The following is a 12,609-nucleotide window of genomic DNA, read 5'->3' as shown; positions in this document are numbered from 1 at the left end:
GTTCCATGAGCAACGTCGACCACGCTGAAATCGCCAAATTCGAAGCCCTCGCCCACCGCTGGTGGGACCGCGAAAGCGAGTTCAAACCGCTGCACGACATCAACCCGCTGCGGGTCAACTGGATTGACGAGCGCGTCAAGCTGGCCGGCAAGAAGGTGCTTGATGTTGGCTGTGGCGGTGGCATTCTCAGCGAAGCAATGGCCCAACGTGGCGCAACCGTCACCGGTATCGACATGGGTGAAGCACCGCTGGCCGTCGCCCAACTGCACCAGTTGGAGTCGGGCGTCAACGTCGAGTACCGGCAGATCACTGCCGAGGCACTTGCAGAAGAGATGCCGGGCCAGTTCGATGTGGTCACCTGCCTGGAGATGCTGGAGCACGTACCGGATCCTTCCTCGGTCATTCGCGCGTGCTATCGCATGGTCAAGCCGGGTGGCCAGGTGTTCTTCTCGACCATCAACCGCAACCCCAAGGCCTACCTGTTCGCGATCATCGGCGCCGAGTACATCATGAAGCTGCTGCCACGCGGCACCCATGACTTCAAGAAGTTCATCCGCCCTTCCGAACTGGGCGCCTGGAGCCGTGAAGCCGGCCTGAGCGTCAAGGACATCATCGGCCTGACCTACAACCCGCTGACCAAGCACTACAAGCTGGCGGCCGATGTCGACGTCAATTACATGATTCAAACCCTGCGCGAGGAATGAGCATGCGTTTGCGAGCCGTACTTTTCGACATGGATGGCACCTTGCTGGATACGGCGCCGGACTTCGTCGCCATCTGCCAGGCCATGCTGGCCGACCGCGGCCTGCCCCCTGTAGACGAACAGAGAATCCGTGATGTGATTTCCGGCGGCGCCCGGGCCATGGTTTCCGCAACCTTCGAGCTGGACCCCGCAGCGGTAGAATTCGAGGCCCTGCGCCTGGAGTTTCTGGAGCGCTATCAGAGTAACTGTGCTGTTCACAGCTGCCTGTTCGACGGCATGGCCGAACTGCTGGCCGACATCGAGAAAGGCAACCTGCTGTGGGGCGTGGTCACCAACAAGCCGGTGCGCTTCGCCGAACCGATCATGCAACAGCTCGGCCTGGCCGAGCGTTCGGCGCTGCTGATCTGCCCGGATCACGTGACAAACAGCAAACCCGACCCTGAGCCGCTGATCCTGGCCTGCAAAACCCTGAATCTGGACCCGGCCAGCGTGCTGTTCGTGGGCGACGACCTGCGGGATATCGAGTCGGGCCGTGATGCCGGCACCCGGACTGCCGCCGTACGCTATGGCTACATTCACCCCGAGGACAACCCCAACAACTGGGGTGCAGACGTGGTAGTCGACCATCCACTGGAACTGCGCAAGGTGATCGACAGCGCGCTCTGCGGCTGCTGATAGCGACTATTTAGAGGTAAACACCATGTTCGACTACTCCGCCCGCCCCAACCTGCTCAAAGACCGGGTCATCCTTGTCACTGGCGCCGGTCGCGGTATCGGCGCAGCCGCTGCCAAGAGCTTCGCCGCGCACGGCGCAACGGTACTGCTGCTGGGCAAGACCGAAGCCAACCTGACCCAGGTCTATGACGAAATCGAAGCTGCCGGGCACCCACAACCCGTGGTTATTCCGTTCAATCTGGAAACGGCCCTGCCGCACCAGTACGACGAACTGGCAGTCATGATCGAAAATGAGTTCGGCCGGCTCGACGGCCTGCTGCACAACGCCTCGATCATCGGCCCGCGCACACCGATCGAGCAGCTGTCCGGCGACAACTTCATGCGGGTAATGCATATCAACGTGAATGCCACGTTCATGCTGACCAGTACCCTGCTGCCGCTGCTGAAGCTGTCGCAGGATGCTTCGGTGATCTTCACCTCCAGCAGTGTTGGCCGCAAAGGCCGTGCTTACTGGGGCGCCTATGGCGTATCGAAGTTCGCCACCGAAGGCCTGATGCAAACCCTGGCAGATGAGCTGGAAGGTGTTGCTCCTGTGCGCGCCAACAGTGTCAACCCAGGTGCAACCCGCACCAGCATGCGCGCCCAGGCCTACCCGGGTGAAAATCCGGAAAGCAACCCGCTGCCTGCCGACATCATGCCGGTCTATCTGTACCTGATGGGCCCTGACAGCACCGGCATCAACGGCCAGGCGTTCGACGCCCAGTAAGCCTCAGCCTTGAACCAGAGCCATCCGCTCGCGGGGGCTCTGGCGCTCCTGTGACACTTCCAGTTGCATGCAGCGCTCAAGGAACAGGTGCATGTATTCATAACTCTTGCAGATAGCCTGACGCAGCTCGGCCTGCAAGGCCCTGGACGGATTGTTGCCGGCCAACGTGCAAATGATGTCCAGCGCCTCCCAAGGGTGCGCATCGTCGTACTGGGCGTGCATTTTCAGCCACTTCATGGCGCGCTTGCGCTGATCCTCAGGGAACGCCTCGGCATAGGTGCCGGTCGAACAGACCAGGGCCGCCCACTCACCGGTAGCCCCTTCAATGGCATAGTTGGTCGCTGCAATGGCAATGATCAGCGGGTCCGCCGAGCTTGTGTGCCAGCACCAGTGACTCAAGGCCTGCAGATCTGCCGGCACTTGCTGGGCCTGCAAATCGTCAAGGCTGATGCCATGGGCATGGCACCAGTTCAGCCAATAATCGGCATGATTGAGTTCAACACGAATGTTGCGCATCAGCCAACGACGCGCCATGTCTTCACCAGGATGGCGGGCAAAGCGGGTCTTGGTCAGGTTTTGCGCCATGTACAACGCAAACTGTTCAACCACCGGCCAGCCACCAATCAAGTACTGACGCATCGTTCGGGCGCCCAGACGGTTGTCTCGCATGCGCTGGTAAAGCTCGTGTTCGACCACCTTTCGTTTACTCTCGCTGCAGGCTTCAATCAACTGCTGAGCCCAAAGCGGGTAACTGGCGGGGTCCATCAACGGGCCGATTCGAACAAATGCGTCACTCACTGTCAGCTCCTTTTCCTTGTGATTGTCGACGTTCAGCGCAAGGTGCCTGGCGCCTTCAGCATGTGAGGAGGCTCTACCGTGCGTTGGCGCCGCAGGCTATCGCAGGTGAACATGGCAGGGCGCTCAATGAGGTAGCCCTGCGCGTAGTCCACGCCAATTTCCCGCAACGCCTGTTCGATCAGCGGCGTCTCGACAAACTCGGCGATGGTGCGTTTTCCCATGACATGGCCAATGTGGTTGATCACCTCGACCATCGCCCGGTTGATCGGGTCATCCAGCATATCCTTGACGAAACTTCCGTCGATTTTCAAGAAATCTACCGGCAAGTGCTTCAAATAGGCGAACGATGACATGCCTGCGCAGAAGTCATCGAGCGAGAACCTGCACCCCAACCCCTTCAAATCATTGATGAAGCGAATGGCGCTCCCCAGGTTGGCAATGGCGCTGGTTTCGGTAATTTCAAAACAGATCAACTGCGGTGGTATCGCATATTCAGTGAACATGCGATGCAGGTAATCAAGGAAATTGTCGTCACCAATGCTGCTACCGGACAGGTTGATTGCACACATGGCCAACGGCCCTTGATGCGGCTCATCCAGGCTCTGGCGAATGACCTGGAAAACGTTACGCACGACCCAGCGGTCCAGTGCGGTCATCAGCCCGTATCGCTCGGCCGCCGGAATAAAGCTGTCAGGCAGAATGACGCGTCCGCTCTCATCGTGCAGCCGCAAAAGAATCTCAAGATGCCCACCGGCATTGCCCGACTCACCCAGCGCTGCAATTTCCTGGGAGTAAAGGCAAAAGCGATTTTCTTCCAATGCGACGTGCAAACGCTGAATCCAGGCCATTTCGCCGAAACGCATGGACAGTTCGGTGTCATCGGCGTGGTAGACCTGAACGCGGTTGCGCCCCTTCTCCTTGGCCATGTAGCAGGCCATATCAGCGGCCCGCAGCGATGCCTCCAACGTGGAGGGTTGCTGGCTGAGGTGCACCAGGCCAATACTGACCGTCGTCATGAAAGGGCGCCCTTTCCAGACAAAGTGCAGGCTCTGCACCATCTGGCGAAGGTTCTCGGCAATCCGCTCGGCTTGCTCCAGCGGGCAGTTTTCCAGCAGGATGCCGAACTCATCGCCCCCCAGGCGCGCCAAGGTGTCGCCTTCTCGCAGCCCGCCCTGGAGCACTGCACAAATGTGCCGAAGTAGCTCGTCGCCCGCTGCGTGGCCACAGGTATCGTTGACCAGCTTGAACTGATCCAGATCCAGAAACAGCAATGAATGGCGAGCCGCATTTCGACTCAGGCCTGCGAGCGCTTGCTCCAGGCGGTACTCGAACTCCCGGCGGTTGGCCAACCCCGTCAGGGCATCATGGGTCGCCTGCCAGGACAGGTTGGCGATGTACTGGCGCTCCTGCGTCATGTCATGCAATACCACCACAACGCCACTGACACGCCCTTCGCTCAGAATCGGTGCACCTACCAGAGCAACGGAAACGGTGCTGCCATCAAGGCGCTGAATCAGCTTGGCATGCTCACCGCCTTCATGCAGGGTGCCACTGAGGATGTGCTCAATCAGCGTCAGGCTGTCCTTCTCGGCATTGTCATCAAGCAGATTGAACAGTGCCGCCAGAGGCAAACCCTGCGCCTGCTGAGCATCCCAGTGGGTCAACTGCTCAGCGGCCGGGTTCATGTAGGTAATACAGCCATCGACGTCGGTGGTCATCACACCATCGCCGATCGATGCCAAGGTCACTTGCGCTCGCTCTTTTTCAGCCTGTAGCGCACTGGCAAACGCTTGACGCTGCGCCAGCAGCTTGTGCGAGCGCATCCAGGCCAGGGCAATCAGGAACAATGCAGTCGCCAGGTTGGTAACCAGCAACAGGCGCAGGAGCACCCGCGAGCCCTCACTCAAGGCATCGCTGAACGCACTGGCGGCCGGGGCCACTCCCTCGTTGATCGCCGCAATCCTGGCCTTCCAGTCGGCCACCTTTTTGGCCGAAGCCTTACCGCGCGCAAAGCCTTGGCGTATTTCCTGGGCAAGACTGTCGATTTGCTGCACGAAGCCATCGCCAACGGCCCACAGTTGAATCGCCTTTTCCAGGTAACTGACATGACGGAAATTCAGGTACAACCAGATCACACTGGAGACGTCATCGGGGTGGTTGCCGCCCTGCAACATCCCCCTGCGAGCGGCGGCGATGTCCGGTGTCGGCAAATCCAGCGCAGTGCGCAGGTCATGACCGCCCATGGGCACGGCAATAGCCCGCTGATACTTCTCAAACGCCGCCTGATCGCCACTGTCGGCATACAGCGTAAGGTAGTAAATAGCGTCCTTCTGTCCCTTGGACCAGAGGCTTTCGCCCCCCACATAACCCCGCACAGCCGACAGCGCGTACAGGCTGATGCTGCCCAGCAACGCCTGAAACAGCACGACTGCGACAAATGGCCAAATGATGCCCAGCAACCTTGGCGCTTCGAGAGTCCGATTTCCCTTCATGAGGTCCCTTGTTGCAGAGTTGCAGAGCCGTATGAGTCTAAACCTACAACAGACTAGGATATTTGCCAGCCGGGCAAACGGCCTTTACCTCAAAATTCGTTTTTTTCGCTCAACTTTGTTGCAAATGACCATACAGTTTGGCGTACAAACCGCCGTCAGCGATTAACTGCTGATGACAACCGTCTTCGGCAACATGACCGCCGTCGAACACCAGAACACGGTCTGCCTGCTTCACTGCCGACAGACGGTGGGCGATGATCAAGGTCGTGCGGGCACTGAGGAAACGGGCCAGGGCCTGATGCAGGTTGTACTCGGTCGCTGCGTCCAGGGCTGACGTGGCTTCATCGAGGATAACCACCTTGGGTTCGGCCAGCACCATCCGGGCAATGGCCAGACGTTGGCGCTGCCCACCGGACAGGCGTACGCCGGAACGCCCTACCACACTGTCCAGCCCCTGAGGCAGCGCAGCAATGGTGGCCTCCAGCTGGGCAATGCCCAACGCCTGCCAGCACGCCTCGTCTGAACAATCGCGGCCCATGGTCAGGTTGGCGCGCACCGTGTCGTTGAACAGGGACGGATGCTGCAACACCACGGCCACCTGCTCACGCAGGGTTTCCAGGCCAATTTCCTGCAAGGTCGCGCCACCGAAGCGGATCGTCCCGGCTTGCGGGGTATAGAGCCCCAGCAGTAATTGCACCAAGGTGCTCTTGCCGCCCCCGCTGGCCCCGACAATCGCGACCTTCTCGCCGGGCGCAATCGACAGGTTGAGTTGGTCGAGCACCGGCTCCTCGCCATAGGCGAAACGCAGGCCGCGCACGTCGATGCCAACCGTGTCACGCCCCTTGAACGGATCGACGCCGCCGGCAAACTGCGGCTCGTCGTCACGCGCCAGCAGCTCATTGATTCGCGTCAGCGCACCGCCTGCGGCGTAGTAGGCGTACTGCAGGTTCAATAATTGCTCTACCGGCCCGATCATGAACCACAGGTAGCTGAACACGGCCAGCATCTGGCCGATGGAAAGGTCGGAGAACAGCACGGTGAGCATTGCCGCCGCACGGAAGATATCGATACCAAACTGGAACAACAGGCCACTGGCCCGCCCACTGGCGTCACTCTTCCACTGCGAAGCAACGGCATAGTTACGCACCTCCTGGGCCCGTAAACCCAGCCGCCCCAGGAAGTAGCCCTGGCGGTTACCCGCACGAATCTCCTGAATCGCATCCAGTGTCTCAGCCAACGCCTGGGTAAACCGCGAGGTGCTGTCGTTTTCCAGCTTTTTCAGGTGCTTGACCCGTTTGCCCAACTGCACGGTGGCAAAAATCACCAACGGGTTAAACAGCAGGATCAACAGCGCCAACTGCCAGTGCATCCAGATCAGAATCCCGGCAGTTCCGGTCAAGGTCAGCACCGCTACGAGGAAACGGCTGAGTGTTTCACCGACAAACTTGTCCAGGGTGTCGAGGTCCGTCACCAAGTGCGTCGTGACCGTTCCACTGCCGAGGCTTTCGTACTCGCTCAGGGAAATTCGCTTGAGCCGCTCGATCAGGCGGATACGCAAGCGGTAGACAATGTCCTTGGCCAGGCCGGCAAACAACCTGGCCTGAATCACGTTGAATGTCAGGGCGCATACCCGCAGGCACAAGGTCGCCAGAAGCATCAGGCCAATGTAGCCGGCAGCCACCTGCCAGCCTTGTGGCAGGAACTGATTCATCCACTTCAGCGCAGCGTCACCATGCCCCAGCAACACTTCGTCGACCAGCAGCGGCAGTAACAGCGGGATCGGCACACTGCATAGCGCCGCCAGCACAGCAACGCCATTGGCGATCCACAGGGCTTTTTTGTGCTGCAAGGCCAAGCGACGAATTTCAGCCCAGCTCAGACGATCGACATGACCTGCCGGTGACCCCGGCACCGGGTCGGGTGACCCCGGCAGGTCAAGCATGAACGGCGCGCTCCAGCCAACGGCCGAGCAACGGGGACAACGCGTCCAGCGCCTGATAGCCATTGGTCAGCAAGGCCAACTGGCCATTGCGCTCAGCCAGCAAGGTCGGGAAACCCGCGATACCCAAGTCCTGCACCCAGACGAAATCCGCTGCGGTGGCCTGACGTTGCTCAGCGCTGGTAAAGCGCTCGGAGAACGCGGCACGCTCAAAGCCTGCCTGGGTGGCCAGCTCTACCAGTTGTGGCGCACGGGTGACATCTTCGCCGCGCTCATAGAAGGCCTGCTGGATCAATTTGAGCAAGGCCCAGGCCCGTGCCGGGTCAAGGCTGCGTGCGGTAACCAGGGCGCGGCAAGCCGGTTCGGTATCGTAGACGAAACCCTCGGGCATCGCCCCTTCAATACGAAACGACTGGCCCGTCGCCTCATGCACGGCCTGCCAGTGCTCAAGGATATAACGTCGGGTAGACGCATCCAGTGGGCTGCTACCGCTACGCAAGCCACCGACCACCAGATGGGTCGGCACGCCCGCTGCCTGCGCCTGGGCGATCAGGGCCTCGGCCACTGGTGCAAACCCCCAGCACCAGGAGCACATCGGGTCCATCACATAGAGCAGGCGAGCGGACATCATCAAACCTCGGCAGCTTTGCGGTAATTATGGCCAATCGGGTGCGGTTGGTTACGGGCCTTGGCCAGTTCGATCTGCTTTTGCCGATCGATGGCGCTGCGGCGCGTCTTCTCGCTCAGGCTGTCCCAGCAATGCGGGCAACTGATACCTGGCGAATAGTGTTCCGAAGCCCGGTCTTGCGCACTGATCGGCGTACGGCAGGCGTGGCACTGGTCGTAATCGCCTTCGCTCAGGTCATGACGAACGGTGACCCGGTTGTCGAAGACGAAGCAATCGCCTTCCCAGCGGCTTTCTTCCTGCGGTACTTCCTCAAGGTATTTGAGGATACCGCCCTTGAGATGATAGACCTCTTCGAATCCCTCGCCGAGCATGTAGCTGGAGGCTTTTTCACAGCGAATGCCGCCGGTGCAGAACATGGCGACTTTCTTGTGGCGGCTTGGGTCGAAGTTGGCCTTGATGTAGTCGGGAAACTCACGGAAAGTCGTGGTTTTCGGGTCGATAGCCCCTTCAAAGGTGCCAATGGACACTTCGTAATCGTTACGGGTGTCGATCAGCAGCACCTCGGGATCGCTGATCAGCGCGTTCCAGTCTTTAGGCTCGACGTAGGTACCGACCTTCTTGTTCGGGTCGACACCCGGCACACCCAGGGTAACGATCTCTTTCTTCAACTTGACCTTGGTGCGGTAGAACGGTTGTTCATCGCAGTAGGACTCTTTGTGGTCGATGTCTACCAGGCGCGCATCGCTGCGCAACCAGGCCAACAGGCCATCGATACCTTCGCGGGTACCGGACACCGTGCCGTTGATGCCTTCTTCAGCCAGCAACAGGGTGCCTTTGATGCCATTGGCGGTCATCGACTCGAGCAGCGGTTCACGCAGCTCAATGTAATCTTCGAGGGTGACGAATTTGTACAGCGCCGCCACGACGATAGCTTGGGTCATGCCTTGAATCTCCGGGTGGCTGTCCTCGCAAAGGACGAACCAGGTGTCAAAAAAAACGCGCCGACGAGCGGCGCGTTGCACATTCTAACAAAAACCCGGCAGCAAAATCAGTGTTTGCTACCACCGGCACAGGTTGGCGAAGCCGGGGCTGCGCCGACCTTTTCCCACTCCTGCGGCGTGTAGGTATGCAATGCCAGAGCATGGAACTGGCTCATCAGCTCACCCAAGGTGGCATACACCTTCTGGTGGCGTTTGACGCTGCTCAGGCCATCGAACTGTTCACTAACCAGGATCGCCTTGTAGTGGGTCTCCAGGCCACGGCTGTGCATGTGGCTCTCGTCCAGCACTTCAAGGTGCTGTGGGGCGAGCGCGGCCAGGCTTTGCTCAATTCGTTGCTGCATCGACATGACGGGCTCCGCTTACGGCTTCTTGGCCGGTGCGGCCTTGCCCGCGGACGGGTCCAGTTCGTTGGTCATGTCCGACAGCAACTTGTTGACCACCGGTACTGCGCTTTCCAGTTTCTGCTGGGTCAACTGAGCCGATTGCTGGGTGACCATGGGCATTTTTTCCAGGACTTTCTTGCCCAGTGGCGACTCATAGAACTTCACCAGGTCTTTCAGCTCGCTTTCGCTGAAGGTGCTGGTGTAGAGCTGAACCATATCAGGCTTGAGCTTGTTCCAGCCGATAGCCTGGTCAAGGGCAGCATTGGCCTTGGCCTGGTAGCTGTCCAGCACGGCCTTTTTCGAAGCGGGTGCCTTGGTCTGTTCGAAGCGCTGGGCAAACATCTGCTGCACCTGCATGTAGACCGGGGTTCCGAGCTTGTCGGCGTGCGCCAGCTTAAGGAAGGCTTCGGCGCTGGCATTGTGGCTGGCAGTATCGGCAAGCACCTGGCCGCTGGCACAAACCAGTACAACTGCGGTGCAAAGGGCGCGAAGACGGGTCATCGGAAATCCTTAATTGTCGGAAGAGGTGGCACCTCAGAGGAGAGCATTCTGCGCCGAGTAGGGCTGAGCGCTCAAGTGGATCGACAAGCAATAGATCGCCCTGTCGAATCAGGACCTAAACTGCGGAATCAGACGACAAAGGAGTGACCGCAGCATGAGCCGTAATGAAACAGACAGCCTGGGGACGGTCGAAGTTCCAGATCAGGCCTACTGGGGCGCCCAAACGCAGCGCTCGCTGATTAACTTCGCGATTGGCAAGGAACGGATGCCGCTGGCGGTACTGCATGCCCTGGCCCTGATCAAGAAGGCCGCAGCGCGGGTCAACGTGCGCGTCGGCAACCTGCCAACCGACATTGCGCAACTGATCGAGCAAGCCGCCGACGAGGTGCTGGCCGGGCAACACGACGAGCAATTTCCGCTGAAGGTCTGGCAGACCGGTAGCGGCACCCAAAGCAACATGAACGTCAACGAGGTAATTGCCGGTCGCGCCAACGAACTCGCCGGCAAGGGCCGTGGGGGCAAAAGCCCTGTCCACCCCAACGACCACGTCAACCGCTCGCAGAGCTCCAACGACTGTTTCCCTACCGCCATGCACATCGCCACAGCACAGACGGTGCACGCACGGCTACTGCCTGCGATCAGCGAACTGGCTGCAGGCCTGGCCGAACAGGCCGTACGCCACCAGCATCTATTGAAGACCGGGCGCACCCACCTGATGGACGCCACGCCGATGACCTTTGGTCAGGAGTTGTCTGCCTATGTCGCCCAACTTGACTATGCACAGCGGGCAATCCGTTCGGCATTGCCGGCAGTCTACGAGCTGGCTCAGGGAGGGACGGCCGTCGGTACCGGCCTGAACGCCCCGAAAGGCTTTGCCGAAGCCATCGCCGCAGAGCTCGCGGCCCTGGCGGGGCTGCCCTTCGTCACCGCACCGAACAAATTCGCCGCACTGGCCGGGCATGAACCACTGACCCTACTTGCCGGGGCGCTGAAAACCCTGGCTGTCACCCTGATGAAACTGGCCAACGACTTGCGCTTGCTCGGTTCTGGTCCTCGCGCCGGGCTGGCTGAAGTGCGTTTGCCGGCCAATGAGCCGGGCAGTTCGATCATGCCCGGCAAGGTCAACCCGACCCAATGCGAGGCGCTGTCGATGCTGGCCTGCCAGGTACTGGGCAACGACGCGACGATCAGCTTTGCCGCCAGCCAGGGTCACCTTCAGCTCAACGTGTTCAAGCCGGTGATCATCCATAACCTGCTGCAGTCGATCGAGCTGCTGGCGGACGGCTGCCATAACTTCCAGCAGCACTGTATTGCCGGGCTTGAGCCGGATAGCCAGCAGATGGCCGCCCATCTGGAACGCGGCCTGATGCTGGTGACGGCGCTGAACCCGCACATCGGTTACGACAAGGCCGCCGAAATTGCCAAGAAAGCCTATGCCGAAGGCAGCACCTTACGCGAAGCCGCGTTGGCGCTGGGGTATGTCAGCGACCAGCAGTTTGACCAGTGGGTACGCCCCGAACACATGCTCAACGCGGGCGACAACGATTGAGTCAGCGTGCCAGGCGCACGCGTCTGGCACGCCAACCGGCAATCAGTGACGGCCCCAGCGCGATCAGTGCCGAGCCGAGCACCACGATCACCGCGCCAATGTAGGCCAGGCCATTGATCTGCTCAGGTTGCACATAACCAGGCCAGAGCACGGCCGCCAGGGCAACACAACCGAACGTCACCAACGGTGTGATCGCCAGGGTCGCGCTGACGCGTGAAGCCTCCCAGTGGGCCAACGCTTCAGCAAAGGCACCGTAGGCCACCAGCGTGTTCAGGCAACAGGCCAACAGCAACCAGCCTTGCAGCGGGCTCAGTTGCAGCGCCTCCAACGGGTGCGCCCAAGGCGTCAGGATCAAGGCACAGATCAGGTAGATCACCATCATCACCTGTGGCGAGCTCCATACGGTGAGCAATTGCTTCTGGCCCAAGGCATAGAAGGTCCACACTGCAGCGGCCAGCAGGATAATCAGAACGCCCTTGGTGTAGGCCCCCAGGGAAGTCAGCAGCTCGTCCAGGCGTTGATTGAAAAACAGACCGAAGCCAATCAGCAGAATGGCCAGACCAATCCCCTGCCCCAGGCTGAAGCGCTCCTTGAAAACCACCACACTGCCAATCAACAGCAGCACCGGCCCCATCTGAATCATCAACTGCGCAGTACCGGGACTGAGCATGTTCAGGCCGATCAGGTAGAGCACATAGTTACCGATCAGCCCGCCTACACACAGCAACAACAGAAAACGTCCATTACGGCCAAGGGTTCGCACGGAAGGCAAACGCCGCGTGGCGCCAAGAAACGCCAGCAGCAGGCCACCGGAAACCAACAGGCGATACCAGGTGACGGTGACGGGGTCCATCACCAGCAACACCTGCTTGAGCTTGATCGGAAGGATGCCCCAGAGCACGGCTGTCAACAACGCCAGGAACAGACCATAGACCCAGCGTCCGGAAGAAATATGCATGACCGCCTCGAAAAACCCTGTGGTGGGGGGAGGTTTGATTCTACGGCGGTAACAGCGACTTACACAGTTACAGATAGGGAAAAGAATTCAGCATCTTATTCCATGAGCTCGGATACGCCTGGATAGCCGCGGGATGCCTGTAGGTAGGCGGCGCCTGTATCGCGGGCAAGACCCGCTCCCACAGGCTGTTCGGCTTTTGTTGGAGCAGGCTTGCCT

The 12,609-nt window shown here is 59.9% G+C and carries 12 protein-coding genes; 4 read left to right on the top strand and 8 right to left on the bottom strand.

Annotated elements, in window-relative coordinates; all coding sequences use genetic code 11:
• Window positions 1–5: 5 nt before the first annotated feature.
• From ubiG to IE038_RS13990, 3 genes are read left to right on the top strand one after another with little or no spacing between them, the layout of a single operon-like run.
• Window positions 6–704, top strand: coding sequence for a bifunctional 2-polyprenyl-6-hydroxyphenol methylase/3-demethylubiquinol 3-O-methyltransferase UbiG (gene ubiG, locus IE038_RS14000; protein ID WP_163933168.1), 699 nt, complete (start codon window positions 6–8; stop codon window positions 702–704).
• 2 nt (window positions 705–706) lie between these two features.
• Window positions 707–1,378 (top strand): N-acetylmuramic acid 6-phosphate phosphatase MupP, encoded by a 672-nt coding sequence (mupP, locus tag IE038_RS13995; protein ID WP_189395802.1) that lies wholly within the window; start codon window positions 707–709, stop codon window positions 1,376–1,378.
• 25 nt (window positions 1,379–1,403) lie between these two features.
• Entirely contained in the window at window positions 1,404–2,144 is a 741-nt protein-coding gene (locus tag IE038_RS13990) for a YciK family oxidoreductase (protein ID WP_163933165.1), read from the top strand.
• Between the two features lie 3 nt (window positions 2,145–2,147).
• Here IE038_RS13990 and IE038_RS13985 read toward each other — a convergent pair whose 3' ends face one another.
• The 7 genes from IE038_RS13985 to IE038_RS13955 all read right to left on the bottom strand — a co-directional run bounded on the left by IE038_RS13985 (window position 2,148) and on the right by IE038_RS13955 (window position 9,886).
• The gene (locus tag IE038_RS13985) at window positions 2,148–2,942 is read right to left on the bottom strand and encodes an iron-containing redox enzyme family protein (RefSeq protein WP_163933163.1); all 795 of its coding nucleotides are present in this window, start codon (window positions 2,940–2,942) and stop codon (window positions 2,148–2,150) included.
• Window positions 2,943–2,974: 32 nt separating this feature from the next.
• Window positions 2,975–5,434 carry an EAL domain-containing protein gene (locus tag IE038_RS13980; protein WP_163933160.1) on the bottom strand — a complete coding sequence of 820 codons (2,460 nt, stop codon included), beginning with the start codon at window positions 5,432–5,434 and terminating at the stop codon, window positions 2,975–2,977.
• Window positions 5,435–5,543: 109 nt separating this feature from the next.
• Window positions 5,544–7,376 carry an ABC transporter ATP-binding protein gene (locus tag IE038_RS13975; RefSeq protein ID WP_189395801.1) on the bottom strand — a complete coding sequence of 611 codons (1,833 nt, stop codon included), beginning with the start codon at window positions 7,374–7,376 and terminating at the stop codon, window positions 5,544–5,546.
• Window positions 7,369–8,001, bottom strand: coding sequence for a DsbA family protein (locus IE038_RS13970; protein ID WP_163936112.1), 633 nt, complete (start codon window positions 7,999–8,001; stop codon window positions 7,369–7,371). The genes IE038_RS13975 and IE038_RS13970 overlap by 8 nt, the downstream gene beginning before the upstream one ends.
• Before the next feature lie 2 nt (window positions 8,002–8,003).
• Window positions 8,004–8,942: an oxygen-dependent tRNA uridine(34) hydroxylase TrhO gene (gene trhO / locus IE038_RS13965; RefSeq protein ID WP_163936115.1), complete on the bottom strand. Its 939-nt coding sequence runs from the start codon at window positions 8,940–8,942 to the stop codon at window positions 8,004–8,006.
• 107 nt (window positions 8,943–9,049) lie between these two features.
• The gene (locus tag IE038_RS13960) at window positions 9,050–9,349 is read right to left on the bottom strand and encodes a BolA family protein (RefSeq protein ID WP_163936117.1); all 300 of its coding nucleotides are present in this window, start codon (window positions 9,347–9,349) and stop codon (window positions 9,050–9,052) included.
• 12 nt (window positions 9,350–9,361) lie between these two features.
• Window positions 9,362–9,886, bottom strand: coding sequence for a DUF2059 domain-containing protein (locus tag IE038_RS13955; protein ID WP_163936120.1), 525 nt, complete (start codon window positions 9,884–9,886; stop codon window positions 9,362–9,364).
• Between the two features lie 154 nt (window positions 9,887–10,040).
• Here IE038_RS13955 and IE038_RS13950 point away from each other — a divergent pair, with 154 nt between their 5' ends.
• Window positions 10,041–11,435 (top strand): class II fumarate hydratase, encoded by a 1,395-nt coding sequence (locus IE038_RS13950; RefSeq protein WP_163936123.1) that lies wholly within the window; start codon window positions 10,041–10,043, stop codon window positions 11,433–11,435.
• A 1-nt stretch (window position 11,436) separates the two neighbouring features.
• Here the strand turns inward: IE038_RS13950 and IE038_RS13945 are convergent, their stop codons facing one another.
• Entirely contained in the window at window positions 11,437–12,393 is a 957-nt protein-coding gene (locus IE038_RS13945; RefSeq protein ID WP_163936126.1) for a DMT family transporter, read from the bottom strand.
• Window positions 12,394–12,609: the final 216 nt, after the last annotated feature.

The sequence above is a fragment of the Pseudomonas laurentiana genome, from assembly GCF_014648275.1.
Lineage (GTDB): Bacteria > Pseudomonadota > Gammaproteobacteria > Pseudomonadales > Pseudomonadaceae > Aquipseudomonas > Aquipseudomonas laurentiana.
This window is presented reverse-complemented; position numbering and strand designations above follow the sequence as displayed.